22 protein-coding genes, 2 tRNA genes and 5 pseudogenes are annotated in these 25,713 nt (G+C 65.7%); 15 read left to right on the forward strand and 14 right to left on the reverse strand.

Going from position 1 to position 25,713, the window contains the following annotated elements; translation table 11 throughout:
* Window positions 1–585: 585 nt before the first annotated feature.
* The gene (locus SALPAC6_RS0106615; protein ID WP_018252638.1) at window positions 586–1,119 is read left to right on the forward strand and encodes a YbhB/YbcL family Raf kinase inhibitor-like protein; all 534 of its coding nucleotides are present in this window, start codon (window positions 586–588) and stop codon (window positions 1,117–1,119) included.
* A gap of 98 nt (window positions 1,120–1,217) precedes the next feature.
* On the opposite strand, the gene SALPAC6_RS0106620 is transcribed toward SALPAC6_RS0106615, so the two are convergent.
* Window positions 1,218–1,931 (reverse strand): class I SAM-dependent methyltransferase, encoded by a 714-nt coding sequence (locus SALPAC6_RS0106620; protein ID WP_018252639.1) that lies wholly within the window; start codon window positions 1,929–1,931, stop codon window positions 1,218–1,220.
* 210 nt (window positions 1,932–2,141) lie between these two features.
* Between SALPAC6_RS0106620 and SALPAC6_RS0106625 the strand changes: the two genes are divergently transcribed.
* The gene (locus SALPAC6_RS0106625; protein ID WP_026189372.1) at window positions 2,142–3,953 is read left to right on the forward strand and encodes a hypothetical protein; all 1,812 of its coding nucleotides are present in this window, start codon (window positions 2,142–2,144) and stop codon (window positions 3,951–3,953) included.
* Window positions 3,954–4,034: 81 nt separating this feature from the next.
* Here the strand turns inward: SALPAC6_RS0106625 and SALPAC6_RS0106630 are convergent, their stop codons facing one another.
* The gene (locus SALPAC6_RS0106630) at window positions 4,035–4,814 is read right to left on the reverse strand and encodes a hypothetical protein (RefSeq protein ID WP_026189373.1); all 780 of its coding nucleotides are present in this window, start codon (window positions 4,812–4,814) and stop codon (window positions 4,035–4,037) included.
* A gap of 298 nt (window positions 4,815–5,112) precedes the next feature.
* On the opposite strand from SALPAC6_RS0106630, the gene SALPAC6_RS0106635 reads away from it, so the two are divergent.
* Window positions 5,113–6,633, forward strand: a complete 1,521-nt coding sequence (locus tag SALPAC6_RS0106635; RefSeq protein WP_018252642.1) for a peptide deformylase — start codon at window positions 5,113–5,115, stop codon at window positions 6,631–6,633.
* A gap of 94 nt (window positions 6,634–6,727) precedes the next feature.
* Here SALPAC6_RS0106635 and SALPAC6_RS0106640 read toward each other — a convergent pair whose 3' ends face one another.
* The gene (locus tag SALPAC6_RS0106640; RefSeq protein ID WP_018252643.1) at window positions 6,728–7,846 is read right to left on the reverse strand and encodes a globin domain-containing protein; all 1,119 of its coding nucleotides are present in this window, start codon (window positions 7,844–7,846) and stop codon (window positions 6,728–6,730) included.
* A 142-nt stretch (window positions 7,847–7,988) separates the two neighbouring features.
* Here SALPAC6_RS0106640 and SALPAC6_RS0106645 point away from each other — a divergent pair, with 142 nt between their 5' ends.
* The 3 genes from SALPAC6_RS0106645 (at window position 7,989) to SALPAC6_RS0106655 (ending at window position 9,197) form a co-directional block, all read left to right on the forward strand.
* Window positions 7,989–8,759, forward strand: a complete 771-nt coding sequence (locus tag SALPAC6_RS0106645; RefSeq protein ID WP_018252644.1) for a CPBP family intramembrane glutamic endopeptidase — start codon at window positions 7,989–7,991, stop codon at window positions 8,757–8,759.
* A gap of 239 nt (window positions 8,760–8,998) precedes the next feature.
* A tRNA-Ser gene (locus SALPAC6_RS0106650) sits at window positions 8,999–9,089 on the forward strand.
* 35 nt (window positions 9,090–9,124) lie between these two features.
* Window positions 9,125–9,197, forward strand: a tRNA-Arg gene (locus tag SALPAC6_RS0106655).
* Window positions 9,198–9,332: 135 nt separating this feature from the next.
* Here the strand turns inward: SALPAC6_RS0106655 and SALPAC6_RS25385 are convergent.
* The 3 genes and pseudogenes from SALPAC6_RS25385 to SALPAC6_RS29325 all read right to left on the reverse strand — a co-directional run.
* Window positions 9,333–9,734: pseudogene (locus SALPAC6_RS25385) on the reverse strand (tyrosine-type recombinase/integrase); the annotation flags it as partial.
* A 51-nt stretch (window positions 9,735–9,785) separates the two neighbouring features.
* On the reverse strand, window positions 9,786–10,547 hold the full coding sequence (locus SALPAC6_RS28845) for an integrase core domain-containing protein (RefSeq protein WP_018252646.1): 762 nt from the start codon (window positions 10,545–10,547) through the stop codon (window positions 9,786–9,788).
* A 218-nt stretch (window positions 10,548–10,765) separates the two neighbouring features.
* Window positions 10,766–11,296 (reverse strand): hypothetical protein, encoded by a 531-nt coding sequence (locus SALPAC6_RS29325; RefSeq protein ID WP_162561558.1) that lies wholly within the window; start codon window positions 11,294–11,296, stop codon window positions 10,766–10,768.
* Window positions 11,297–12,113: 817 nt separating this feature from the next.
* On the opposite strand from SALPAC6_RS29325, the gene SALPAC6_RS27275 reads away from it, so the two are divergent.
* Both SALPAC6_RS27275 and SALPAC6_RS0106675 read left to right on the forward strand, forming a co-directional pair.
* Window positions 12,114–12,416, forward strand: coding sequence for a winged helix-turn-helix transcriptional regulator (locus tag SALPAC6_RS27275; RefSeq protein ID WP_223874405.1), 303 nt, complete (start codon window positions 12,114–12,116; stop codon window positions 12,414–12,416).
* Entirely contained in the window at window positions 12,413–13,099 is a 687-nt protein-coding gene (locus SALPAC6_RS0106675; RefSeq protein ID WP_026189375.1) for a prepilin peptidase, read from the forward strand. The genes SALPAC6_RS27275 and SALPAC6_RS0106675 overlap by 4 nt, the downstream gene beginning before the upstream one ends.
* Here the strand turns inward: SALPAC6_RS0106675 and SALPAC6_RS0106680 are convergent.
* Together SALPAC6_RS0106680 and SALPAC6_RS0106685 are read right to left on the reverse strand one after the other, a co-directional pair.
* On the reverse strand, window positions 13,092–13,631 hold the full coding sequence (locus tag SALPAC6_RS0106680; protein WP_317889027.1) for an SLOG cluster 4 domain-containing protein: 540 nt from the start codon (window positions 13,629–13,631) through the stop codon (window positions 13,092–13,094). The two genes, SALPAC6_RS0106675 and SALPAC6_RS0106680, sit on opposite strands and share 8 nt — an antisense overlap.
* The gene (locus SALPAC6_RS0106685) at window positions 13,606–15,033 is read right to left on the reverse strand and encodes a hypothetical protein (RefSeq protein WP_026189376.1); all 1,428 of its coding nucleotides are present in this window, start codon (window positions 15,031–15,033) and stop codon (window positions 13,606–13,608) included. Before SALPAC6_RS0106685 ends, SALPAC6_RS0106680 begins: the two co-directional genes overlap by 26 nt.
* Before the next feature lie 697 nt (window positions 15,034–15,730).
* Between SALPAC6_RS0106685 and SALPAC6_RS0106690 the strand changes: the two genes are divergently transcribed.
* Window positions 15,731–15,919, forward strand: coding sequence for a hypothetical protein (locus SALPAC6_RS0106690; RefSeq protein ID WP_026189377.1), 189 nt, complete (start codon window positions 15,731–15,733; stop codon window positions 15,917–15,919).
* Window positions 15,920–16,532: 613 nt separating this feature from the next.
* A pseudogene (locus SALPAC6_RS25395) lies at window positions 16,533–17,147 on the forward strand (cobalamin-dependent protein); the annotation flags it as partial.
* A gap of 7 nt (window positions 17,148–17,154) precedes the next feature.
* Here the strand turns inward: SALPAC6_RS25395 and SALPAC6_RS0106700 are convergent.
* Complete coding sequence (locus SALPAC6_RS0106700; RefSeq protein ID WP_026189378.1) at window positions 17,155–18,396, reverse strand: IS701 family transposase; 1,242 nt, start codon at window positions 18,394–18,396, stop codon at window positions 17,155–17,157.
* A gap of 168 nt (window positions 18,397–18,564) precedes the next feature.
* Here SALPAC6_RS0106700 and SALPAC6_RS25400 point away from each other — a divergent pair.
* From SALPAC6_RS25400 to SALPAC6_RS0106715, 3 genes and pseudogenes are all read left to right on the forward strand, one after another.
* A pseudogene (locus tag SALPAC6_RS25400) lies at window positions 18,565–19,764 on the forward strand (radical SAM protein); the annotation flags it as partial.
* Window positions 19,752–20,843, forward strand: coding sequence for an aldo/keto reductase (locus SALPAC6_RS0106710; protein WP_018252653.1), 1,092 nt, complete (start codon window positions 19,752–19,754; stop codon window positions 20,841–20,843). The pseudogene SALPAC6_RS25400 and the gene SALPAC6_RS0106710, both read left to right, overlap by 13 nt.
* Before the next feature lie 13 nt (window positions 20,844–20,856).
* Window positions 20,857–21,297 carry an NUDIX domain-containing protein gene (locus SALPAC6_RS0106715; RefSeq protein WP_018252654.1) on the forward strand — a complete coding sequence of 147 codons (441 nt, stop codon included), beginning with the start codon at window positions 20,857–20,859 and terminating at the stop codon, window positions 21,295–21,297.
* A gap of 326 nt (window positions 21,298–21,623) precedes the next feature.
* Here the strand turns inward: SALPAC6_RS0106715 and SALPAC6_RS28850 are convergent, their stop codons facing one another.
* Both SALPAC6_RS28850 and SALPAC6_RS30935 read right to left on the reverse strand, forming a co-directional pair.
* Window positions 21,624–22,475 (reverse strand): IS630 family transposase, encoded by an 852-nt coding sequence (locus tag SALPAC6_RS28850; RefSeq protein ID WP_018252655.1) that lies wholly within the window; start codon window positions 22,473–22,475, stop codon window positions 21,624–21,626.
* Window positions 22,476–22,513: 38 nt separating this feature from the next.
* A pseudogene (locus SALPAC6_RS30935) lies at window positions 22,514–22,675 on the reverse strand (IS630 family transposase); the annotation flags it as partial.
* A 567-nt stretch (window positions 22,676–23,242) separates the two neighbouring features.
* Between SALPAC6_RS30935 and SALPAC6_RS31145 the strand changes: the two are divergent.
* Together SALPAC6_RS31145 and SALPAC6_RS0106730 are read left to right on the forward strand one after the other, a co-directional pair.
* The gene (locus tag SALPAC6_RS31145; RefSeq protein ID WP_050563484.1) at window positions 23,243–23,683 is read left to right on the forward strand and encodes a transposase; all 441 of its coding nucleotides are present in this window, start codon (window positions 23,243–23,245) and stop codon (window positions 23,681–23,683) included.
* Between the two features lie 38 nt (window positions 23,684–23,721).
* A complete protein-coding gene (locus SALPAC6_RS0106730) occupies window positions 23,722–24,687 on the forward strand; it encodes a transposase (RefSeq protein WP_450097617.1) in 966 nt (321 codons plus the stop codon).
* Here the strand turns inward: SALPAC6_RS0106730 and SALPAC6_RS31150 are convergent.
* The 3 genes and pseudogenes from SALPAC6_RS31150 to SALPAC6_RS29955 form a co-directional block, all read right to left on the reverse strand.
* Entirely contained in the window at window positions 24,647–24,964 is a 318-nt protein-coding gene (locus SALPAC6_RS31150; RefSeq protein WP_223874459.1) for a TlpA family protein disulfide reductase, read from the reverse strand. The genes SALPAC6_RS0106730 and SALPAC6_RS31150 overlap by 41 nt on opposite strands.
* Before the next feature lie 21 nt (window positions 24,965–24,985).
* A pseudogene (locus tag SALPAC6_RS27295) lies at window positions 24,986–25,406 on the reverse strand (transposase); the annotation flags it as partial.
* Window positions 25,407–25,505: 99 nt separating this feature from the next.
* The coding region (locus SALPAC6_RS29955) for a hypothetical protein (RefSeq protein WP_223874423.1) at window positions 25,506–25,713 on the reverse strand (208 nt) is incomplete at its 5' end.

Below are 25,713 nucleotides of genomic sequence, written 5' to 3' on the forward strand. Positions count from 1 at the left end.
GAACAACGATCTGAAATGGCCCGGCCCGCGAATACAACTATTCGTGGCAACAATTCCGACCCGCCGTAGCCGACCTGACATCACCGGCCACACCAGGCACGCCACCAGCAGATTTGGGCGGTACGGTGCCGTCACACACACCTACGTCACTCAAAGGCGTTTTTACGTCCTGCAACACCGGCTGGCCTGTTTTGACCGTATCAGTCCGGTCTGCCACCCGAAGGCGCTTGGCGGGATCGCCAATAGCTGCTCCGTGGTACGCCCGAGGCTGCTGGGAATTCAGTCACCTTATGGGAAAACCACAGGCCAACCAGAGGGCTCGAGCGGAGCACCGTCGTATCCGCGTCAGCGGCGGTTCCTCCGGCGCACCACAGCCCACGTGACGCCGACGACCAGCGCCAGCGACGTCACGAGGCATAGCAGAAGGGTGATGTGCCATGGCCTGATCGCGCCCATGACACGGCATGCTACCCAGCGCGGACACGTCCCGCTGGACCCGAGGAGGCGCTTCCGGTTCGCCAGCACGGCTCAACGAGGTATGAAGGTGCACAGGCGACAATCCGCACACCGGAAGGACCTGGCTCGATGACCCTGGAACGACCGATCGCCCCGGACCCGTACGAACTGCTGCCGACGGTGCCATCGTTCACACTCACCAGTGACGACGTACGCAACGGCGAGCCGATGGACGCGACGCACGCCCATCCGAGCGTCGGCGGCGACGACCTCTCCCCGCACCTGGCCTGGTCGGGCTTCCCCACCGAGACCAAGGGCTTCGTGGTGACCTGCTTCGACCCGGACGCGCCGACCGGCAGTGGCTTCTGGCACTGGGTGCTGGTCAACCTGCCAGCGAGTGTGACAGCGCTGCCACGCGGCGCGAGCAGCGACGGCCTGGGCGGCGCCTTCACGGTCCGCAATGACTACAGTCAGCAGGGTTACGGGGGCGCCGCCCCGCCACCGGGTGACCACCCGCACCGATACCTCTTCGCGGTGCACGCGCTGAGCGTGGAGCGCCTCGACGTCACCCCGGACGCCTCCCCGGCGTACGTGGGCTTCAACCTCGCCTTCCACACCCTGGCCCGCGCGGTGATCCGGCCGACCTTCCAGGTCACGCAGTAGCCGTCCCCGCGCTTCCACGATCCGCGTCCGGCCTGGTGGCGACCGCAGCACGGCGGAGGTGACCGGTGCCGGATCGCGGGGAGGCGGATGGCCTCGGGTCAGGAGGGCGTACGGGCCACCGCGAAGACGGACTGGCCGAACGGGGGGCGGGCCAGCTGCTCGGCGGCCCTGGTCAGCGGGAGCACCAGGGTGTCGTACACCTTGACCATAGGGCCCTCCTTGGGCATCAGCCGGAAGACCTTGGTCGCCATGAAGTAACCGATCAGCCCGAGCGCATTCGCGTAGTGGATCTTTTCCACGGTCAGCCCGGCTTCGGTCATCGCGGCGGCCAGGGTCTTCGTCGTGTACCGCCGGACGTGGCCGGTGGCGATGTCGGCGGGGCTCATCGCGAACTCGAACGCCGGCACGATGATGATCACCGGACTGCCCGGCCGGACCAGGTCGCGCATACCGCGCAGGGCACCGACGTGGTCCTCGATGTGTTCCAGGACGTTGTACGAGACGACGGCGCTGTAGTCGCCGCCGTCGGTGTGCGGCAGCAGCATCTCACGCACCTCGATACCGGGCTGCTCGGCGGCGAGCCGTTCCTTCAGTGCGACCAGCCGCTCCGGGTCAGCCTCCGTGGCGGTAAAGCGGGGTACTCGCTCGGCCCACTCCAGCGCATAGTCACCGAGACCGCTACCAACCTCGATCGGGTTCTCACCGAGGTACGGCAGGGCCAGCTCAACGAACCAACGGCGGTGGTTCACGGCGGTCGCGAGGCCTTCCAGCACCTCGGACTGGACACGCTGATTACCGGTTATTTCTGCCATACGTCGATTCCTCACGGTGTGGCTCGGCTTGACCCCGCCTGGACCGACAGAGTGAACCATCCGCCTAGAAGGCGGAACAAATCGGGGCATCGGGATGACCGAAATGCGATCGGAGTAGGTGCATGATCGGCGGCCAGGAGCCGGCACATGCTACCAATCGCCCAAAACCTGGCACGGCACGGCCATCATCTGACTACGCTATGAATTTGTATGACTACCGCCGATTCGAGTCGCGCAGCCGACGTCTCCGAGCAGGGAGCGCCGGCCCCCCGACCTGACCAGCCCGGCAGGCGGTGGCAGCTCGACCTGTTGGCAGTACTGAGCTTCGTCCTGCTCGCGCTCTGGGTGACCCTCCGGCTCTGGCTGGACCCCGCCGACGGGCTCCGGGACAACCGCACCGATCAGTCCCAGTTCGAGTGGATGATGGCGCACGGTTCACGAGTGGTGACCGATTTCGCCTACCCGTTCACCTCGGACCGAATGAATGTGCCGGAGGCCGTCAATTTGATGGCCAATACGTCCGTACTATCCGTATCTATACCAATGACGCCGGTAACCCTTCTGGCCGGACCCCGGATGTCTTTCCTGCTTTTCCTCACCCTGGGCATGGCGGCCACCGCGACATCGTGGTATTTCCTGCTCTCCCGGGTGGTGGTCCGCTCCCCCGGACCGGCCTGGCTCGGCGCCACGTTCTGCGGGTTCGCACCCGCGATGGTCTCGCACGCCAACGCCCACCCCAACATCGTCTCCCAGTTCGTCGTACCTCTGATCATCTGGCGCACCCTGCGCCTCGGCGAGCCGGGCCGCTGGCTCCGCAACGGGATCCTGCTCGCCCTGGTCATCGTCTGGCAGGCCTTCCTCAACCTGGAAGTCCTGCTGATGACCGCGATCGGCCTCGGCGTGATCATGGTCGCGCTCGCCCTCCGCCGGCCCGACCTACGCCAGCGGGCACGCCCCTTCCTCGCCGGATTGGGTGTCGCCGCCGCAGTCGCGCTCCTCCTGCTGGCGTATCCGCTCTACGTGCAGTTCTTCGGCCCCGGCGCCTACCGAGGACTCTCCCCCCTCATCCGCGGCTACTCCACCGACCTCGCCTCGTACGTGGCGTACTCCCGGGAATCACTGGCCGGCGACGAACCCGGCGCGCGCGGGTTGGCGCAGAACCCCACCGAGGAGAACGCCTTCTTCGGCTGGCCCCTGTTGGTGCTCGTCGCCGCGCTCGTCTGGTGGCTGCGCCGCAGTGTCGTCGTCTGGGCTCTGGCCCTGCTCGCGGTGATCTTCGCAGTGCTCTCACTCGGCCGGGAGATTCTGTTCAACGGCGAGCTCACCGGTATCCCGGCCCCCTGGGCCGCGCTGGAGAACCTGCCCATCCTGCACTCGGTGGTGCCCACCCGATGGGCGCTGGCCATCACCCCGCTGTTCGGGCTCCTGCTCGCCTACGGGTCGCAGCGCGCCCGGACCCTCGCCAACCGGAATCCCGCCGCCCGGCCGCAGATCCGCTTCGCCACCGTCACCGTACTGGCGATGGCGCTCCTGCCGCTCCTGCCAACCCCGCTGCCGGCGGTCCGGCTGGAGCCCACCCCCGCCTTCGTCACCTCCGGCGCCTGGCGACCATATGTGACCGATGGACGCAGCGTCGTCACCCTGCCGCTACCGGACACCCACTACGCCGACCCGCTACGGTGGTCCGCCGAGACAGGCCTGGACATGCCGATCGCCCGCGGGTACTTCCTCGGCCCGGACACCCGTCCCGGTCGGCACCAAGTCGCCCTGTTCACCGCACCGGCCCGCCCGACCAGCGATTTCTTCGACGAGATCCGGCGCACCGGCACGGTGCCACCGATCAGCCAGCAGGAGCGGACGGCCGCCGAGGAGGACCTGCGGTACTGGCGGGCCGGCGCAGTCATCCTCGCTCCACACGAACACGTCGACGCGCTACGCCAGGGCATGACCGAACTGATCGGGATGGCGCCGACCTACACCGAGGGCGTCTGGCTCTGGGACGTGCGAAGCCTCACCGCCTGACCGGCGCCGGCCCGACCAGGACCCGCCGAGCTGACCAGGCCGGCCCGTTCAGGACCAACGGAGTGCCCGGCACCGGCCCGATCAGGACCGACGGAGGCAGCAGCCCGGGCACGTCTTCGGGCGAGGGAGGGTGAACGCGAGGCAGCAGGTGTACCGCTGCACCGTCGGCTCACCGGCCGGACCTGGCACCAGCTCGACCAGATCCCGCAGGTCGAGCGCCGAAAGCAACGTGTCGATCGTGGCGACGGAGGAGCCCGGCAGGCCATCGGCGGCGCGCAGGATGGCGTGGGCGATCCCGGCGGCCACCGAGCCCAACAACGTTCGGGTGCCGATCCGCACTTCCGCCCGGATCGCCGCAATCACCGGGGCGAGGTGAGCGTCGAGCAGCGTCGACCGGAGAGCCGCGAGCAGCTCCGCCTCGCCGGCGACCACCTGTACCTCGGGCCGGCCGGCCAGCGCCAGCGGATCACCAGGCAGGACCGCCACCACGGTTGACCGGCGCAGACCCAGGGTGAACAGCGACCGATGATCGGCAAAGTGAATCAAGACATCGGCGGGAACGAGCAGGGGAACCCGCCGGGCCGAGGCCCAGCCCAGTACCGCCGGCAGAGCCGCCCAGTAGCTGTATGACTTCCATGCCAGTGCCGCACTGGCGTGCCGGGTGCCACCCCACTGGTCAGTGGCCGCGGCCAGGAGCTCAGGCAAGCGCGTCCCGTCCACCAGGCTGGTGGCGGGTGACCAACCAACCTCATCGGTGACCAACAGGCCGTGAGCCAGACCGGGCACGTCGTCGGTGCCGAAGAGCTGGCGAAGCGCCATGGTGACCGGAGCCAACGGGGCGGTAGCTGCCGTGGCGGGCAGAACTGTTGTCACCGACGCTCCTCCCGTCCCATCACCAGATAAGCCAAGGCTAGCCTAACTCCTATGGCCTCGGCGACTCGTGGCCATCCGCACCTCGGGGGCGACTTCGGCCCATCGCACCTCGGCGACTCCTGGCTTCCGCGCCTCGGCGTACTACCCGCCCACCAGCCCGGGAAAACAGCCGCTGCACTCTCGACCCTCGTCGCTGGAGAGTCAAGACTCATGTCGACAAGGTGGCACTTCTATATCCGACCAATGACAGAACGTGAAACTGATAGTCCCGGCCCCAAGGAAGCTGATGACGACATCACCGCTCGATCGGGCGGCCAACACCTTCGCCGTCGAACTCGCCCGCCACCGGACCGAGCGAGGGCTGTCCAAGAAACAGCTGGCGACGCTGATGGGATTCGACCCGTCGTATGTCAGCCACGTGGAGGGACGCCGGCACCGGCCCACCGAAGACTTCGCCCGCCGGGCAGAGGCCGTGCTGGAGGCCAGCGGAGCGATCTGGCAACGCTTCTGTGAATACGACGAACTCCGACACCACCGCAGCGATCGGACGGCGCACCGCGAGCCACCCACCCCCGGGCAGTGGCTGCCCCCCGGCACCGGGCTGATCGTTGAACGGGAACACGCCAGCCTCACCTACCGAGACGAGACGTACCACTGCGTCATCCGCCGGGAACTGCACAACGCCGGGACCGAGCCGATCACCCGATACCTCATCCGCGTCGCCGTTGACCGCTACCCGGGCGACCCCGGCCGCTCCAACCGGCACCACCGGGCCCACCCACTCACCTTCGCCGAGTTGCAGCTTCGCGCGTACCGGCTGGACGGGCAGGAGCACGAGGCGATGCACTGGCGAACCAAGCACGACCGGGACGCCTTCAAGGAGATCTGGCTCCTCTTCGAGAACGCCGACCGGCGCTTCCCGCTCTACCCGGGCGACCGCGCCACCATCGAGTACGCCTACCACGTCGGGGCGGACAAGTGGGGCCCCTGGTTCCAGCGGGCCGTCCGGGTACCCACCCGGCACCTCGCCGTCCGGCTCGACCTGCCCGCCGCCCTCGACCCGCAGGTCTGGGGTGCCCAGACCTCGCTCTCCGCGGAGGAAGGTCCGCTGCGTACCCCGGTGGCCCGCCGAGAGGAGGGCGACCGAACGATCTTCGACTGGGCGGCGGACGAGCCGCCGTTGAACGGCCGCTACCGGATGCAGTGGCGATTCCGGTCCCGACCCGAAGGGGAGCCGACAGAGCCCGGCTGGCTGCGACCAAGCGACCGGATGCGAAGCCTCGGCATCCTCCAACACGACGCCGACCTACTCCGCCAGCCCACCCAGCCGTTCGACCTGCCCCGCGAGGCAGAGGTCGCCCAGGAGGCGGTGGAACGGCTCACCGCAGCCCTACTCCGCCTGGACGAGCTACACCCGTTCAGCAAGGGCGTCGGCGTCGCCGCTCCCCAAATCGGCATCGGCCGTGCCGTCGCCGTCGTCCGCCCCCCAGACCGCGACGGCGAGCCCGTCGTTCTCCTCAACCCGCAGGTGGTCGACGCCGCACCCGACACCGACGAACAGTACGAAGGGTGCCTCTCCTTCTTCGACCAGCGGGGGCTCGTGCCCCGTCCGCTGCGGATCGACGTCGAGCACACCCACCTCGACGGCAGTCGGGTCATCACCTCCTACGAGTACGCCATGGCGCGCCTCGTGGCGCACGAGATCGACCACCTCGAGGGGCGTCTCTACGTCGACCGGATGGCCCCCGGCGTACCCCTGGTGCCGGTCGAGGAGTACCGGCACACCGGACAGCCCTGGCGCTACTGACAGCGTTGGTACGGCCACGTCCGCCCGGGGGAAGGAGGGCCGGGCGGACGTGGCCGTCGTGGGCGGTGCCGGTCCGCCCGATGGGTAATGTCCGCTACAACTCACCGAAGGTGTCGTACCGAGTACGCTCCGGTGGCACCTCATCGCCGGAGAGAACCCGCAGCGTGGCCCGGACCATCGGCGCCGACCCGGAGACGTAGCAGTCGTGCGCCGTCCACGGGCCGTACCGGCCGACCACCTCGGAAATGGCGCCCAGCTCACCGTCGAAGCCCTGGTCCGCGCTACACGCCGGGGTCACCGACAACCACGGATGCCGGGCGACCAACTCCTGCAGCCCGGCCAGACCATAGAGGTCAAGATGCGTACGGGCGCCGTAGAAGACGTGCACCCAGCGGGTCCGGTTATAGGTTGCCAGTTCCTCGACCAGCGCCTTCACCGGAGCCAAGCCAACCCCACCGGCGACACAGAGGATGTCCCGGTCCGACGCCCGATCCAGGGTCATCGACCCCATCGGTGCCGCCAACCGCAACAGGTCACCCGGCTTCACCCGACGAACCAACGCGCCGGACAGCCACCCCGCACCCGGCGGTGTCCGAACGTGGAACTCCAGCACGTTGTCGTCGTTCGGCGCGTTCGCCACCGAATAGGTGCGCCACACCCGCGGGTGATAGCGGGGTGCCTCGATGCTGACATACTGGCCCGCCTGCCACCGCAGCCGATGCTGGAGGGCGCGGACCGTCAACACCGCCGTGTCCGGCCCGTACCGAACGTGGGTCAACACCTCGGCATGCCAGAACGGCGGGTTGTCGTCCGCCGCCGCCCCCGCGAGCATTTTTCCCGAGATGGCCGCGTACGCGTCCCGCCAGGCCTGGTCGAAGGTCAGATTCCAGCCGTCGCCGGCAGTGCTGCGCAAGGCGTCCAGCAGGGCGACGCCCATGGTCTCGTAGTTCGTCGCCTCGACGTGGTACTTGCGGTGGTCCCGGCCCAGCGAGCGGAGGAACTCGTCGAAGCCCTCCGGGTCGTCCACCGTGTGGGCGGCGGTGATGATCGCCTCCAACAGCCGATCACCCTGACCCGCCATCTGAGCCGGAAAGAGCGAACGCAGCTCGGGATCGAGCAGGAACAGCCGGGCGTAGAAGTGCTCGCTCAGCCGGTCCCGGTGCTCCTCAACCAGGGTCCAACTCTCCTTGAGTAGCCGCGCGACATCGTCCACGGGAGCGCGCTCCTTCTCCGTACGGAAATCGGGCACCTTCAGAATGGCAACGGAGCGTGCCGGACGGTCGCACAGAATGTGCGACCATTCGTGAGGTCTCCTCGGTGCCACGATCAGGAGTCGGGTCAGGCACAGTGGTGCGGTGACCCTCGATCTGGACCGACCGTTGACTCGCCGGACGCTGAGCACCGAGACGTGGCTGGTCCTCGGCTTGTCACTCGGCCAGTCGGCCGTCTACGCCCTGACCTCGATCGTCGCCAAACTCACCGCCGAGGGACCGCTGTCGGCCCAGACCGCCGCCCTGAACACATCCCGGTCCGAGCGGCCCTACCTCGACCTCACGTACCAGCTGCTCGGGATCAGCTTCGCCCTGCTACCGGTGCTGCTCGCCGTACACCTGCTGGCGCGCAACCCCGGCGATCCGGCCCGGACTCTCGGCCTGGACGCCCGACGGCCCGGCCAGGACCTCGTACGCGGCACCGGCCTGGCCGCGCTGATCGGCCTGCCCGGCCTGGCCCTGTTCTGGGCGGCGGCGCAACTCGGACTCAACGCGACGCTGGTGCCCGCCGCGCTGCCGGACGTCTGGTGGGCAGCACCAGTGTTGATCTTTGCGGCCGTGCAGAACGCCGTGCTGGAAGAAGTGATCGTGGTCGGCTACCTCGTCACCCGACTGCGGCAGCTCCAGTGGCGACTCGGTACGGTCGTCGCCACCAGCGCGCTACTCCGCGGCTCCTACCACCTCTACCAGGGATTCGGCGCGTTCGTCGGAAACGCGGTCATGGGCGTCATCTTCAGCCTGTACTTCCTACGAACCCGGCGGGTGATGCCACTGGTGGTGGCGCACACACTCCTGGACATCGTGGCCTTTGTCGGCTACACCGCGCTACCGAAGGAGTGGTTCGACTGGCTCTGAGGTCCGCGGCGATGCCGACATCGCGGCGGGCGGCGCCCGCCTCGGGCTGTCATCCCTGGCCCACGACGCGTGACGGCCCCGCACCCCGCTGCTGGGCGGGCCAGCCGGCACCGGGCGGGCGCGCGGATGGCAGGCTATCCAACCAGTCCGAGGGATCCGACCTGCCCGAGGGTAGTCGCTTTGCTCCCGGCGGCCAGGGCCCTGTATTCTCAATCCCCGGTGGCCTGCGTGGCCGCCAGGGAGACTTCGCCTAGTCTGGTCTATGGCGCCGCACTGCTAATGCGGTTGGGGTTTTAAAGCCCCTCCCGGGTTCGAATCCCGGAGTCTCCGCGCGAAAGTCGGTCGTGTAGGCTGACCAAGCACCAGCGCCCGTAGCTCAACGGATAGAGCATCTGACTACGGATCAGAAGGTTAGGGGTTCGAATCCCTTCGGGCGCGCAGAGCAGAGGCCCTGACCAGCGGAAACGCTGATCAGGGCCTCTGGCATATTCGAACTGTCCCCCGAAAACCCCCCGGTAACGCCCGTGGACGGTCGGGTTCGGTGACCTGCTACGGCCACCGTTGTGCTGGTGTCTACGCGGTCTGGCGCGGCTCGTCGCGCTTTGGGACGGTGGTCGCGCGGCCGGTGCCGAGCTGTTCGAGGATCTCGGAACTGTCCGGGGCGATGGCCGGTTTCTCGATGTAGTGCTTCTTCGTGACCTGCTCGGTGCGGTGTCCGAGTTGGCTTGCGGCCCTCTTGGTGTCGGCCTCCTTGTCGAGGAGCGTGGCGACGGTCTTGCGGAACGTGTGCGGTGTGACCCACTCGAGTCCAGTATCGGCGCGGGCTTGCCGCCACTGGCGCCGCACGTTGTGCGGGGAGAGCCACGTGCCAACCCGGGAGGCGAAGATCGCGTCGAGCGAGTTATCGACGGCGGTGAGTTTGCGGTCCATCACCACCGCGACGGCGAATCTGGGCAGGACGATCGTTCGGAAGCCTGTAGGGGCTCAATACTCCGTACCTGCGGTGGCCTGCGGCTTCTTGAGGATCTACGCGGCTCGCTCGTACTCGTTGATCAGCCCGCCGAGGATCGGTCTTCGCCGTACTCGGCGCTGCTCGTCGAGATCGACGACGGGGGCCGGTGGGCGCGGCGGCAACAGGTTCAGGGCCCGATGCGGCCGGCTGTGGTTGTAGTGCTTCACGTACTCGGCCAGGACATGGCGTAGATGTCGTTGCCCGAAGATGAGCATCCGGTCGGTGAGCTCGCCGCGTAGCGTTCTCACCCACCGCTCGGCGTGCGCGTTGGCCCGCGGGCACCGCGGCGGTGTCCTGATCACTTCGATGCCGGCGGCATTGAAGACCGTGTCGAACACGCCCGTGAACTGGCCTGCGCGGTCGCGGATGAGGAACCTGAACCGGTCCGCGTGCTCGCCGAGGTCCATCAGAAAGTTGCGGGCCGCCTGCACAGTCCAGGACCCGTCGGGGTTGGTCGTGACACCCAGCACGTGGACGTAGCGGGTGCCGACCTCGATCACGAAGAACACGTACACCCGCCTGAGCGTGACCGCGCAGTCCACGTGCAGGAAGTCACAGGCCAGCACCGTGCCCGCCTGGGTACGCAGGAACTGCCGCCACGTGGCCCGCTCACGCTGCGGGGCAGGCGGGATACGGCGCAGGCGCAGCAGCCGCTGGATCGTGGCGCGGCTGACCCGGCGCCCCAGCTTGCGCAACTCGCCTTGAATCCGAACATAGCCCCAGGACGGGTTCTCGACCGCAAGCCGTCCGATCAGATCGGCGAGCTCGCCGTCCACACGAGGCCGGCCGCGGCTCGGGTAGGTCCACTTCCTGGCGACTGCCGTCGATGCCAGGTCAGTACCGTCGCAGGGGTAACCAGCCGCCAGGCCTTCAACTGCTTGGGCAGCAGCCGGATCAACGCGGCGAGGATGGCACGATCAGGCCAGGACAACCGCGGCTTCGGATGCTGCCGCCGTAGAAGCGACGAGAGCAACCGTCACGCAGCGCCTCAGCATCAACATGATCCGATTTCTTCCAGATGGAACGAGGTGACCTCCCAGGCATTTTCAGCAAGGTTGACGGTGGCGGTAATGCGTCGACGACCACGAGGATCTTCTTCAATCGGCTCACCCGAGGACTTCGTGTGAGTCGTCCAGTTCGTGGAGTCGCCGCAATCGGCCAGCTTCACTTCAGTCGCCGTTGCGGACACGACGCTTGGGTCGTTTACTGGGCGGCCACGGGTAACTACACCGGTCTCCCGGTACGTCACCAGGGCGCGCACGACACGTGTCAGCGCGTCACCAGAAGCGTACTGGCGCAACTCCGGCGCATCCGGATCCGGGATTTCGCCAGCCTTAGCCATCGACTGCCATAGGGCGTTGTAAGCGGTGATCGCATCCTGCTCAGCAGCGACCAGAGTGGAACTCGGGGAAGCCGGTGCCGTCGCTGACGGGGCCTCTGCATCGCTACCAGACTCGCCCGAACAGCCCGCACCAACGAGCAGCCCGCCGATAGCGAGGCCAGCCATAACCGGACGGGTGTACACCCTCAGTACCTCCCCAACACGTGAACCACTCCCCGCAGCGAGTGACCGCTCAGGTGACCTTGAGTCCGAGTCGCGTTGGATGACACTCATCAAGGTCATGATTCGTGTCTACACCCTCACCCTGTAGGGGCCGCAAGTTCCGTACCCTCGGGTACGCACCCGGGAGTGCGTACCGAGACAACACCCATAGTCGCAGCGACGAAGCTGTCCCTTAGGCGACAGAGCGGTCAGCTTCGCCCGCGCGTACACTCGCCTATACCTGTGGCCGCGAGAGAGGTGCACCGCGGTGAGCGACCACGGACGCATCGAACAAATACTCATGCTGCTCGCCAAACCCGGTGTCTACGAAGTACTGCACGGCATGAGTTCACGCGGTGGTACAGCTACCCTCGGCCACCTTTATTCGGACGTGCGTCGGGTGCTACCACTGCTGCGAGCACTATCCGCCGCAGGATTCGTGATCAGACCTGACAGCGGAAGTCTGGACCTCAGCCCCCACCGACAGACCAGCTTTCACCTGACTGCTAAAGGTCAAGCAATAGCGGGCCGTATCTTCCGGCTCCAGCAGTCCCTCGCGCCCTGCGCAAGCCACCACAGCGGACCGCTCCGAGCGCAATAGCGGCACCACATTTGATCTACGCACAGCACGGGCAAGGTAGCCCAGCCTCGGGCACCCGTGGGCGACGAAGTGTGGCAAGCCCCCGAAAGGCTGGTCAACGTTGGTGCGGCCCCCCTACACTCGATCATCGCAGAGTAGCGCGCTCGTGACTGGGGGAGGTGAGCTGCGCTGACGAACGAACTCGAACCCATCTATAACCTGACGAAACGCAAACTAAATCGGGCCATCCTGACTGTCCTTCAGGACGGTCCCCTCCGGTACTCCCGGCTCCATCACGCAGTATCGAAGTCCAGTACCGACGTCGTCCATGCCCGCACCCTCACCCGCACGCTCGGTTATCTACAAGATCAAGGGCTGGTCGAGCACCACCACGACGATCACACCGCCGACTACCGCCTCACCAACGCTGGCATCGAAATGGTCGACCTGCTGTCGGAACTCAACCGCTGGACCCAGGAACACCGAACCCCAACATCACCGACGGCGGCCAGCACACCGTGAACATCCTCACCGCGAGCGGCTTCGGCCTCGCGGGGGCGCTTGCCGGTATCCCGCTCGCCGCCATCGCCTATTCAGCACCAGCGCACGGAAACCTCCGCCTCCCCGCGGCTTGGTGGCGTGGTGCCCCTGCAGGATTACTGACCGTGGCTGCTGTCTCAATCACAACTGGAGCTACCACCGCAGCCGTCGGCAGCCTATTGCCGATATCGGCCGCACTGCCAGCGTACTGGCTCTTCGCTGTCCTCGGAGTAGGTCTAGTGATCATTGACATCCGGCAGCATCGCCTCCCACATGTTCTTACCGGAACCTTGATCTTCACTTGTCTGATTAGCTTTGTCATTGTTGCTGTAATGAGTGGAAACCCTGCCCCGCTTCTTCGTGCGGTCATCGCCGGGGTGATCACCATGACAACACTGTTGATCATCGCTCTATCCCTGCCGGGACAGCTCGGCCTCGGCGACGTGACCCTCGTAGGAGTGATCACGGCGAGCCTCGCGTGGCTAAGCTGGTACGCCGCGGCCCACGGCCTCATCGTCGGACTCACTCTTCAAGGCGTCCTGGGCTTCTTGGCGCGGGCGCGTTCCCGGAGTCGGACTGCACTACCGATGGGACCTGCGCTCCTCGCTGGCTGGCTTGCCGCGATATTGGCTTCGGGATGGCTGCAACCTGGCTATCTCATGTAGAACTTGCGGCTTGGAGAGCCTCCGCGACGGCATCCTCTGCCGTGTCTACATACCGGAGGCCGGGCACGAGTTCACCGTCGGCTTTTACGACCCGCCATCCGCCGAGTGCCACGACCGGCACGCGTCCCCGGCGCATGGCGAGTGCGACCTCGCTGAGGGTGCCCCAGGAGCCACCAACACTGATCACGGCGTCAGCGCTCCACACGATGATGGCGTTGCGGGCTTCACCCATGTTCGTGACGATCGTGGCAGACAGGTCTGGGCAGGCGCCGTCCTTGCTGTCGTTGGGGCGGATGCCGATGACAACGCCGTTCTTGGTGCGTGCACCGGCTGCACAGGCTGCCATGACGCCTACGCCTCCGCCGCAGATGATCGTTGCTCCCCGGTCGGCCAAGAGTTCGCCGACGCGCCGAGCGTTGTCGACATCGTCGTCTGTGCAGTATCGGGGTCCACAAACGGCTACTTGAACGGCCACGCTGTTATGCCTCCAAGGTGAGGGATTGGTGTCAGTCCGGCGAAGCGGGCAATTCACGTGAAGCGGTGTACGCGCAAAAGAGATGGATGCGTTCCCGTAGTTCGGCAGCGAGCGCCGACTTGGCGAAGGCCTGACTGGTCAGCGTTCGGTCTGTCGCCTTCATGCGCTTAATCACCGGCAGCGTCCGGCTCTCCGTCGGCAAGGAGAATATTGGTTGCAGATGCTCTTCAGCGCCGTCGAGGTCGTTCAACGCGAGGTGCGCCGCCACCAGGTCAACCTGTGCCGCAGCGAAGAACTCGGGGCATTGCTCGAGGTCCGGCTGCGCCGCGAACAACTCCAGGGCATGTGTAGCCTCGGACGCCGCTCGCTCGAAGTTTGTCTTGCCACCGAGGGCTAACCTGACCTCGCTTGCGTAGTAAGCGGCCTTGCCGAGATTGAAGTGGAACACCCCTCCTGGCCCGTCGCCATCTGGACCTACATGTGACCGAGCCGCCTGGGCCGTCGCCAGGGCACGACCGGCCTCCCGGTGATCGGCGGCTGCCGCATTCGCCCGCGCCTCCTGACTCGCGAGCCTTAGCAGACTCGTGCCGACCGTGGCATACCGCTGGCCGCTGTGAGCCAACTCGGCGGCTCTGCCGTAGTCGCCGTTCCAGTAGGCAACGTTTGATTGCACCCAGCGAACGTAGACACGCAGGGTGTCGTCCTCCGCGAGATCTGCACAGAGCCAGGCCGTACGCGTATGGGTGTCGGCGGCATACGCTTGGCCAAGGTCCGCACAGGTATGGGCCAGAAGCGCACAGAGCTGGCCGGCGACCTGGTACAGGCTGGGCAACACGGCCGGGCGCTGACGGTCATCGAGCAACTCGAAAACCTCTGCCCGCAGCCGGGACAAGGGCCGAAACATCGCAAACGGTGGGCGCATCAGGTAGTCATGCGCCATGTGGCTGACGTCAGCACCGAGCTGGTCCAGGACGTCTTGGTCTACAGCTCCTCGCGCTCGCCGCACGAAGCGCGCGGACTCTTCGGCAGACATCGCAATCTCCTCGCTTAGCGCGCCGTCCCCGGACAGGCACGCCTTGTCGACGTGTACCTCCTCCGACGGTACGTCGCCGCGGCCGGAGGTTGCCGACAGGCCCAGCGCGATCTCAGCGATCGGCAGCGCCCCCGCAGGGTGCGCGAGCGTGGCCGGCGCGTCCGCGCCAACGGTAAACAGTTGCGTGGTGGCCAGCCCTGGGAAGAGACCTTCAAGGATGCGACACGAATCCGGGTGCGGCAGACCCTTCAGGTCGCATGCTAGCCACCGGGCAAGTTGGGACCGGCTTGGATAGCCACCCACAAGATCAGGGTCAACCCGCTCCGCAACCCGATCCCACTCCTTACAGAACGTCGAGTACTTCTGCCAGTGACGCTCGCGAAGCAGCGCCTTTAGCAGAGTCGATGCCTTGGCCACGTCACACATCCCTGTCCGGTTGGCTACGCCCGGCGTCCACATCGTAGCGCCGGAATCGCGAATCGGCTGCTGCTGACGGCGTCCCAACGTCACGCGATACATAGACGCGACAGATACGCGACCGAAACTCCTCCACAGCTAGTGGCACGCAGTCGAAATGCGACGCACGCTGGACCCATGCTGTTTGGCATGCGGTAGGGACGGCAGATTCGGTCAACCCCCAGCTAGGTCCGACGGCCTAATTGCTCGACGAGGTAGCGGTCTCTACCGATAAGCATTTAGGACTGCGTTGATGGGCGGCGGACTTGTTTAGCGTATGAGCAACACCACGTGGTCGCCCAGGCCGCACACGTTCGTCCAGACCGGTTGAGACAAGGACAGATTTGGTAGCCCACCACTGCTACAACAAGGCTGAGCGGCGCGCATTGACACCTTCGCCCACTGCGGTCCATCAATACCTATTCACCGGGAGGCTCGCCATGCCGACAGTCGCGAATGAGCACAAAGATTGCCTGTCCCAGCGAGGTGGCGGAACTTTCCTCACTACCTCGCCCAATTCGGACTTCACTCAAATTGCCGCGTCAGAGCTGGATTCTGAGCGCTTGCCTTTTACTGGTCGTGCTGTGGGCCGGGCACGCGTGTACTACACCTCCCATCCTGGCTTGGACGTTCTTCAGTCCGTGCTGGACGGGCTGAGGAGGCTGTGATGGTCGACGGCAGCAGGCTCCCGCTACATGGCAACCGTGATCCGCACGGAACGCCTCCGCTGCCGGATGGTGATGGGGTTCCAGTGATACCGAGGGAGCCGGATCCGCCGACAGCCAGGCAGAAGCTGGTCACGGCGCTCGTTCTGATGATCGTTGTTGTTGGGGTTGTGTTCGGGATGTTGCGGTGATGGGCCAGGTCGCCGGGGTTGTGGAAAGAGGGCCGGAGAATCCGTTCGCCTGGATCGAACTTGTTCCCCGCAGTTCGTTCGCCCCGTGTGGTTCGTGTGATTCGAGTTCTTGATCGGCCTACCTATCCCGGGTGGGTATGGATGGAGGGCTACGAGGTCAAGGTGGCGTTCCATCGCAGGCTAACACGATTACCAAGGAGGCCGCTGAGGTGTGCTGACTTGCCACTGAATCAATCAATCGACTGGGAAGGACGCTCCGGAGATGTCGAATCAAACCCTCAACGCTCAGGACATAACTCCACACGACCGCCTTATTGATACCGTCGAACGCTGCACAGATAAAGCTGTTTCCTCGAACGAACTACTACGACTGCCGCTGGAACAACCACACGTGATACGCCGCGCGCTGGAGGACCTACTGCCGGGGCGAGTTGTAGTCACCGGCACGATCGAGCGCCGACTTCTGCTCATCGAACACGGGGAGCGATGGATGGCTGTGGACCTGTCTGGCGAGGCGCACGCCACTCGGCGGTGGCCCGGTTGGGCAGCTGATCACCTCATGCTAGAAGCACCGAACTCGTGGCTGTCGCCAGCGGCTATCGATGAACAGGCAATGCAGCGTCTACTCCGCCCGCGTGTCCTGCTGACAGCTCTGTACCGGCCGGAGATTTTCCCACTGCCACGGTTTCCGTTGGCGATTTCTGATCTTGCACGAGCAGCGCGAAGCACCCTGACCGGCCAGGTGGACCTGTTGGATATGCAGCTGGGGGCCACCCTCGACGACCTCATCGCCGCTATTGGTGAGAATCCCCCCGACATCCTCGGAGTGTCCGCAACGTTTGGACAGCACGACCTGATGCTCCGGCTGCTGGATCAGGTGTACAGCATGGCCGTAGCCCCGCTGGTGCTTGCCGGCGGCAGCCTCACCGCGCGCAACGAGCGCCTGCTGCTGGACCGATACCCGCAGCTACTCGTAGCCCGTGGGGCCGGCGAGCCGACGATCCAGGACGCGATCAGCTACTGGCACGGCGACCTCTCACTGCCCGACATTCGAGGCATCGGCTACTCCGGCAACAGCCGTGCACAAAAGGGCCTACTGCAGGTGGGCCGGTACCGCCGGACCCGGACGATCGCCAACCGCGCACAGACAGACAACTTGCCGGAGCTGGACCTGCTCGATGCCACCTTCACCCACCGCGGCGTCGCGCAACTAGTACTCCAGCCGGGGATTGTGATCACGGTTCGGTGAGGGCTTGTCGGGTGTAGTGGCTGGTCATGGCTCGTGCTTGGTGACGGCGTCGGCGTACGGACCAGAGCAGTGGGTCGCAGCGGCGGCGGCTGGGTTCGATGATCAGGGTGTTGAACAGGTGGCGTAGTTCGTTGACGGTCAGCGCGATCAGCCCGGCCGGGTCGGGGCGGCTGCGGTGCGTGGTCGCGGCGGCGAGGAAGGCGTGGGCGAGGATCGCCAGGGTGGTCCAGCGGTGCCAGGACGTCCAGCGGCGGTTCTGGTGCTGGTCCAGGCCGAGTTCGGTCTTTGCGGCTTGGAACGACTGTTCGATCTTCCAGCGGCGGCCGGCCACCAGGACGAGGCTGCGTAGCGGGACCACCTCTGGTGCCCAGCAGCGGTAGAAGGCCAGCTCACCAGTGCGGCGGTTGCGGCGGATCAGCAGCCAGTGGTGCCCGCCGTGGGTGTCGGCGGCGTGCGGCAGTGCCGTGAAGGACCAGTCGTAGTAGCGGTGTCCCTTCGCGCCTCGACCCGCGGATACCCGCTGCCAGGCGGTGGCAGGAAGACCGGCGGCGAGGGCGTCAACGCGGGAGACACCAAGCCCGGTGATCACCTGATGTGAACAGGCCACGGCCAGGACGTAGCCCAGTCGTAACTGACGAAGCCGTGCGCTCAGGCGCGGATCGTTGCCGTAGGCCTCGTCGCCGGCCACCCATCGGCACGGCAGCCCGGCGGTGACCGCTGCGGCAATCATCCGAGATGCCAGCTGCGGCTTGGTCGCGAACCGCACCTGCTCAGGGACACCGGCCTCGGTACGGCGCTCGTCGTCGTCGCACCAGGACTTGGGCAGGTACAGCGCCGTGTCGAGCATCGCGTGACGAGCGTCGGTGGCGTAGGCGAGGTGCACGGCGACCTGACAGTTCTCAATCTTCCCGGCGGTGCCTGAGTACTGCCGCTGGACGCCGACGGTGTGCCGGCCCTTCTTCAGATCGCCCGTCTCGTCGATGACCAGCACAGCCTCGGCATCACCGAGGTGGTGGCCGACGAAGGCGCGGACATCGGCCCGTACCTGCGCATCGTCCCACTTCACCCGGGTCAGCAGGTCCTGCATCCCGTCCGGACCCGTGTCACCGGCATGCTCCGCGATCGTCCAGCAGTTCTTCCGCGGCAACGGCGCCAGCAAGCCCCGGACAAAGTCACGCACCCGACGGCGAGGCTCCGGCCTGCGGAAACGCTGCCCGACCGTCAGCATCAAGTCGTCGAACAACACCCGCCACCGCTGGGCGTCTACCCTGTATCCGGCAGCCACCGCTGCATCATGGTCAGTCCACACAACCACCCATGATCGGCGGTGGCTGCCCTCGTTCCCGCATCGCATCAAACCCCAGCTCAGTCAAGGTCAACAACCCCGGCTGGAGTACTAGAAACGTCGCGAGGATGCACCAACTACTGCTCGTTCTGCCCACGCGGACATAAGGGCACGTGGTCCGGGGCACGCGCCGACGGAATGCCGACGGTCCTGGCAGCGATGTCGAAGGTGTTTGACCGCCATCCCGAAACCTCGCGCACGCTGTACCTGGTAGACGAAGAGTTCATCGGCGGCGACCCGGATGCCGCGCCCCGGGCCTTGGCCGTCGCCGACACTGTTCATTCGGCGGGCTTTCGCTGGGAGTCGTCATGCCGGGTTGACCAGGTAGTGGACCCGCACCGCGACCGACAGTGGCACCTCGACCGCGCCCACATGTGGCACGGACTGCTGCAGCGGGGACTACGTCGCATGCTGTTCGGGGTCGAGTCCGGGGTCACGTCGATCCTTGAGCGATTCAACAAGGAGACCACAGCCGAGCAGAACGCTCTGGCTATCCGGACCCTGACCGCACTGGGGGTACCAACCCGGTTCACCTATATCACCTTCGACCCGCTCATGACCCGCGACGAACTGGCCGAGAGCCACGCGTTCCAGGCCCGCACCGACCTCCTCCTACGGCCGCTGCCCCACCTTCCGGTCGAGACCATCGTGGACGGGGTCCGCGATGAGACGTTCGTCGCCGCGCATACCACCGGTCGGCCGCTGCACACCGGCATCTCCTACATGCTCGTGTCCATGGAGTGCCTGATCGGAGCTGCGTACACCCGTCGCGCTGAACAGGCTGGCCTGACCCGCACGGTCCGCCCGTCGATGGGCCGCGTTGACGCCGATTACGCCGACTGGCGCATCGGCAGCGCCTCCCACCACGCACAGCTCTGGATCGACCGGAACTTCGCGTTCGACTACACCCTCAAAAGCCTAGAGAAAATCCTCGACGGCCAGGCGCGACGCCAGGTCCGCGCCGCGCGGGTGGTCCTCAAGAACGCCGCAGCGACACTGCTCGGCCGTATGCTCGACCTCATCGACCGGCACCCACTCCACACCCCCGCCCCGGAAGCTCTCAACCCCGCGTTGATTGACCTGCTGAACCGAGGGCTTGGCGAGGTACAGGCGGCCATGGCACCGACCATCACCACGGTCCTCGCCGTGCTTCCCGCCGACCGAGCCGACATCCTCACCACTGCCCACACTCACTGGACCACCCCCGCCGGCTGGGCGCTGATCAACACGGCAGACCCATGCGGCACGTGACCGCCCCCGAGCTGCCACCGCGACAACTCACCCGGCTCGGCCGCACCTCCCCGGCACTGGCCGCCGGCTGCTGGCCCCTCGCCGGTCCCTGCGTCAACGATGGCGCGGATGTCGGCTGGGCACCCACCCACGACATCATGGCATTGGACGCGCTACGCGCCGCCTGGGAAAGGGGTCTGCGACTGTTCGATACCGCCGACGTATACGGCCACGGCCGAGGCGAGGAACGTCTCGGCTACCTGCTTGCCGAGGTACCCCGCGACCAGGTGATCGTGAGCACCAAGACCGGCTACGACCGGCGCAGTGGACACCCTTACCAGGCGCTTCAGATGAAGAGGCACCTACGACGGTCACTGGCCCGACTGGGCACCGACTACGTCGACATCTACGCCTACCACAGCACAGACTTCGGCTCAAACGACCAATACCTCGCCGAGGCGATCGTACAAATGCACGAGTTCAAACGCGAGGGCCTGATCCGCGCTATCGCGATTCGTGCTCCCCATGAATTCGCCACGCAGTGGGCGGACGAGAGCAATCCCCGCGGGAAACAAGCACGACGATTCCTGCACCTGCTCGACCGCTGCCAACCAGATCTGATCGCTGTCCGTCACAACCTGCTCAGCCCTGCCTACCGGACCGACGAGAGCACCGTGATCGACCTGGCGCGACAACGCGGAATAGACCTGCTCATCAAGCAGGTCCTCGGACAGGGTCTTCTCATCCGCCACCCCGGACTCCCAGCGACAGCATCGCTGTTCGGCCCGGGTGACCACCGCCGACAGCACAACTGGTTTAGCCCCCTGGGCCGACGCCTGATCTGGGACGGTCTACAGCCGGTCCGGGACCGCTACGGTCACACACCCGCCGCACTGGCCAACGTAGCCATACGCTTCGCACTGACAACCGCCCCGACCGCCGTTGCGATGCTCGGCTTCCGCACCGCCAACCAGATCACCACGATCACTACCCCCGGCCCCGTCCTGACACCGCCAGAAGTCGCAGACCTGGCCGCGATAGGCGCCCGAATTCGCACAAGCCTGGACCAGGTTTTTCCCAACAACCGGACCCGACCCTGACTGGAGTGCAGAGATGACCGAACCCCACCGCTTTCCCGTCGACGTCCTCATACTCCTTCAACGACCCGACGGACGGATCCTACTCACCAAACGCGCCGGCTCCATCTACCTCGCCGGCTCCTGGGCTGTCCCCGGAGGCAAAGTTGACGCCGACGAAGACGTAATCACCGCCGCCATCCGAGAGCTTCATGAAGAAACCGGAGTAGCGGTCACCCACGACCAGCTCACATTCATCGGAGTCACACACCACTGCCCCCCACACCACGACTCCCGCATCGGGTTCGGCTTCCTCGCCACCGACTGGACCAGCGAACCCCGCAACGTCGAGCCCGACAAATGCTCCCAACTCGCCTGGTTCCCACCAGACCAGCTACCCGACCCGACCATGCCCTACACCGCCGAGGTCATCCGCCTCCACCAAGAGAAGCAACCCTTCTCCTTACACGACTGGTAAAGGATCGGTCACTGAAGTGACACCGGGATGCCCCCGCTACCACTAATACCCCGCGAGGTCGATAGTGCGGCGCCTGACCGGGCTTATCCTTGCGCGGTTCGGTCCCCGCAACTGGCGTATCGCTGCGGGGAGCAGCTTGTCGGTGGCCTGCGGCCTAGGCTGCTCCACCTGCGCGTGGCCGTGGCCAGCAGCCGAGCCGTGACCTCGTCGACCTGTTCAGGTTCGCCGCGGGCCCCGACCGCTCGCCAGTGCCGGGTCCTGCGCTGTGAATAACTCTGATGCCTGTGGATGATCCCCTGATCATGGCCGGATCTGCTAGTGCCTCGTCATGCAGCCTTGAACGGGTAATCCGGGTGGCGGATCTTGGAGTTGGTCGCGAAACCGGTCTTCGGTTGGGCGCGTTGGTTGCGCCAGCGGATGTAGGTGCCGATCGCGGTGTCCTGCTCTGTGTGGGTGCGGTGGTCGGTGCCGCCCAGGGCGAAGTAGCGCACGGCGGCGAACTCGGCTTCGATCCAGTTCAGCCAGGACGCGTACGTCGGTAGGAACACCAACTCGACGTGGTTGGTGGCGCACCAGGCGCGGACCTCGGGGTGTTTGTGTGGGGAGAAGTTGTCGCAGATCAGGTACAGCTTCTGGTCGGGCCGGCGGGCGCGTAGGGTCGTCAGGAAGGTCAGGAACTCGCGCCAGCGTTTACGGTCACGGATGCGGTAGTGCAGCCTTCCGGTGGCCAGGTCGAGGGCGGCGATCATGTGCCGTACGCCCTGGTCGCGGTGGTAGGTAGCGCGTAGTCGCACGGGGTGCCCCTGGGGTCGCCAGGCCCGGCCGGGGCGGGGTTGCAGGTTCAGCGGTCCGAACTCGTCGACGCACCGCACACGCCCGCCCGGCGGGGGATGGTCGTAGAGGTGAAGGATCCGGCGCATCTTGGTGGTGAAGTCGGGGTCGGTGCTGGCTTTCCAGGTCTTGGTGGCCTGCCATGACACGCCACGTTCGTGCAGGACACGGCGCACGGTCTCGACGCTGATCGTGGTGACGTAGCCGGTGGCGGTGAGGTAGTCGCGCAGTTTGGCCAGGGACCAGCCCGAGAGTGGCTGGCCGAGGAAACGGGGGTCACACCGGGCGATGACGCAGATCCAGTCGCGGGTCTGCTCATCGATCCGTCTCGGTGCGCCCCGCTCCATTTTGGGTTCAGCGCGTCGAACCCCCGCTCGTTGAACGCGTGGATCACATCGCGGACGTAGTCCTCGCTGGCCCTGAGTAGGTGAGCGATGTCCGGCGCCGGCTGGCCTTGAGCCGACATCAGCACCACGATCGCCCGCCGCAGCTTCACCGGATCCTTTGCCGTCCGGCTGATCTGCTGCAACCGCTGGCCCTCGGCCATCGACACCTGCCGGACGAACACTTCCGGCCTTCTACCCACCGGCCACCACCTCCCACACGAGCACTGGGAGACAGTTTGCCTGATCCATCCTCAGAACCGACGCATTACCCGATCAACGTTCAAAGACGAGGCACTAGGAGAACCAGTCGCGCTAGGGAACGCTTCGGTGCTAGGGGGAAGAAGCCTCCTCGGAAACATGCCGAATAGAGTTTAATAGGGTTTCCTTCTGAATGGCACCGTTAACTATGCCTGCGATTCTTCCGGTTCTATCAATTATCAACGTTGTGGGGGGGTATCCGGCGATCTGCCCCTGAAACCCGAGAGTGGCTTTTCCTGATGGGTCGAAGATGCTCGGATACTTAGGCTGAAAAGCTCTCTCGAATGCCTGAGCTTTGTCCCGGCTGTCCCGCACATTAATGCCTAGGAACCTCACGCTCAGCGGCTCAGTTTCCTGCGCGATCTCATTCAGATCGCGAGCCTCTCCCTCTTGGTCAAGATGGTGTGAGACACCCTGTGTGAGTGGGGTGGCGGGCCTGCTGAGGGCGGGGATCGGAGATCCTTGTGTACGTGTCCACTTCATCTGGCAAGCAGCCGGCGTCCGGCGACGGGGTTGATCCGGCGCCGAAGCCGTCGCGGCGGGTTTTCAGCCCGGAGTACAAACGTGCGATGGTCGCCGAGTACGAGAACGCCGCGAACGGGGAGAAAGGCGCGATCCTGCGACGGGAAGGTTTGTACTCGTCGCACATCATCGAGTGGACACGGGCTCGGGATGCCGGGCAACTCGGACAGGTAGGGACTCCGGTCACGGGTTCCGGTGCTGCGGCGGGGTCGCGGGTGAAGAAGTCCGCGGAGCAGGTGGAGTTGGAGAAGCTGCGCCGGCAGAACGAGAAGCTGCAGGCGGAGCTGAAGAAGACCCGTATGGCGTTGGACATCATGGGAAAAGCGCACGCGCTCTTGGAAGAACTCTCCGAGAGCGCGGACAACGACAACCCGCCGAAGAGATCCTGACCGCCGTGTTCGGCGAGTTACGCGGCGCGGATATCTCGGTGCAGCGGGCGTGCGCGTTGACCGGGACCTCGCGGGCGACGTACTACCGGCGGGTGAAGCCGGTCGGTCCACGGCACGGGCCGTGGCTGCCCCGGACCCCGCCACCGCAGGCACTCAGCCCGGCCGAACGCGGCCGGGTGCTGGCGGTGCTGAACTCGCTCGTCTACGCCGACCTGGCGATCCCGCAGGTCTGGGCGAGGGAACTGGATGCGGGCCGCTACCACTGCTCGATATCCACGATGTATCGCATCGCCCGTGCGGCCGGGCAGAGCCGGGAACGACGTCGACTGGCGGCCNATCCACCCCGGGTACGTCCGGAACTGGTCGCGACGGGGCCGGGTCAGGTGTGGTCCTGGGACATCACCGCGTTGAAAGGACCTGTCACAGGCCTCTGGTACCGGTGCTACGTCGTTATCGACATCTACTCGCGCTATGTTGTCGGGTGGCTCGTCGCGGCCGGGGAGGACGCGGTCGTGGCCCGCGACTTCCTGGCCGATGCGATCAGCCGTAACGGGGTCGAGCCGCACACCATCCACGCCGACCGTGGCGGCGTCATGGTGTCGAAGCCGGTATCGCAGATGCTCGTCGACCTCGGTGTCCTACGGTCGCATTCCCGACCTCGGACCTCGAATGACAACCCGTATTCCGAAGCCCAGTTCAAAACCATGAAGTATGTGCCGGACTTCCCGGAAAAGTTCGGGTCCCTCGCTGACGCGAAAGCTTTCTGCGACGGCTTCTTCACCGCCTACAACCATGAACACCGACATTCCGGGATCGGCTGGCACACCCCGGCGTCGGTGCACTACGGCACCGCCGAGCAGATCCGTGAGCAACGGCAGGACACCCTCGACGCGGCCCACGCCGCCCACCCGGACCGGTTCAACCGCAGGCCCCGCGCACCGAAACTGCCCGACCACGCCTGGATCAACAAGCCAACCCAGCAGGAACCAACCGTCTCAGTTTGACTTGACAACTACCGTCTAGCCTGCACGGAGCGCACCACGAAGCCCAGAAATTAAGAACGATGACATGCCCCTTGTAGTCCTGATAGGAAATGTGATCTCCGTCTAAACCCTCGCCGCTGAAAGATGGGGCTGCTACCCGGCTCTGCGCTGAGACTAGAGGTACGCCACCCGCCACTTCGACTGCAGGGGGCGGCTTGCTGCTGCACCCGGCGCTCGCTGCGAGGAGGAAAAGGAGCGTCACCGCTGCACGTGACGTGTTCCGAATGTGGACTCTCACGCGATGACGATACCCTAGCTGGTGTCCTGCGCCGGGAATTCGTTGAAGATATGAGGCGAGCCGGTCGAGGATCTCGTCGGCGGTCTTGGTCCAGATGAACGGTTTGGGGTCGTCGTTCCATGCTGCGGTCCAGGCGCGTAGGTCGTTCTCCAGTGCCCGTAGGGAGGCGTGCGTGGCGCGGCGCAGTCGCGTGTCGGTCAGCAGCCCGAACCACCGTTCGACCTGGTTGAGCCAGGACGAGTAGGTGGGGGTGAAGTGCATGTGGAACCGGGGATGCGCGGCGAGCCAACGCTTCACGGTGGGGTGTTTGTGGGTGCTGTTCGCAGATCAGATGTACGTTGAGGTCGGCGGGGACTTCGTTGTCCAGCTTGGCCAGGAACTTCTTGAATTCCACAGCCCGGTGTCGGCGATGCACTGAGGTGATCACCTGACCGGTGGCCACGGAAGACATTGGCGACCTCGATGTAGCCCGGCCTGGCGGCATGCGCTCGTCACCCACCGCCAGACGGCGCCGGGCCTGGCGTCGAATTCATGCCCCCTTTTACCCCCCGAAAACCCCTTCCGGGTATTGATAATCGGTGACAAGCAATGATCGCGAGATGGCGGCGTTCGTGCAGGTCAGTGCAAGAATTCGGTAGCTAATACTCCAGCCGGGGTTGTTGACCTTGACTGAGCTGGGGTTTGATGCGATGCGGGAACGAGGGCAGCCACCGCCGATCATGGGTGGTTGTGTGGACTGACCATGATGC

The sequence above is a fragment of the Salinispora mooreana genome (genome assembly GCF_000379065.1).
Classification (GTDB): domain Bacteria; phylum Actinomycetota; class Actinomycetes; order Mycobacteriales; family Micromonosporaceae; genus Micromonospora; species Micromonospora mooreana.

Excerpts from the sequence above, each read along its gene's own strand:
- SALPAC6_RS0106615 (WP_018252638.1), top strand. The coding sequence starts at position 586 with ATGACCCTGGAACGACCGATCGCCCCGGACCCGTACGAACTGCTGCCG.
- SALPAC6_RS0106620 (WP_018252639.1), bottom strand. The coding sequence starts at position 1,931 with ATGGCAGAAATAACCGGTAATCAGCGTGTCCAGTCCGAGGTGCTGGAA.
- SALPAC6_RS0106625 (WP_026189372.1), top strand. The coding sequence starts at position 2,142 with ATGACTACCGCCGATTCGAGTCGCGCAGCCGACGTCTCCGAGCAGGGA.
- SALPAC6_RS0106635 (WP_018252642.1), top strand. The coding sequence starts at position 5,113 with ATGACGACATCACCGCTCGATCGGGCGGCCAACACCTTCGCCGTCGAA.
- SALPAC6_RS0106685 (WP_026189376.1), bottom strand. The coding sequence starts at position 15,033 with ATGTGTGACGTGGCCAAGGCATCGACTCTGCTAAAGGCGCTGCTTCGC.
- SALPAC6_RS0106690 (WP_026189377.1), top strand. The coding sequence starts at position 15,731 with ATGGTCGACGGCAGCAGGCTCCCGCTACATGGCAACCGTGATCCGCAC.
- SALPAC6_RS0106700 (WP_026189378.1), bottom strand. The coding sequence starts at position 18,396 with ATGCTGACGGTCGGGCAGCGTTTCCGCAGGCCGGAGCCTCGCCGTCGG.
- SALPAC6_RS0106710 (WP_018252653.1), top strand. The coding sequence starts at position 19,752 with ATGCGGCACGTGACCGCCCCCGAGCTGCCACCGCGACAACTCACCCGG.
- SALPAC6_RS0106715 (WP_018252654.1), top strand. The coding sequence starts at position 20,857 with ATGACCGAACCCCACCGCTTTCCCGTCGACGTCCTCATACTCCTTCAA.
- SALPAC6_RS28850 (WP_018252655.1), bottom strand. The coding sequence starts at position 22,475 with ATGGAGCGGGGCGCACCGAGACGGATCGATGAGCAGACCCGCGACTGG.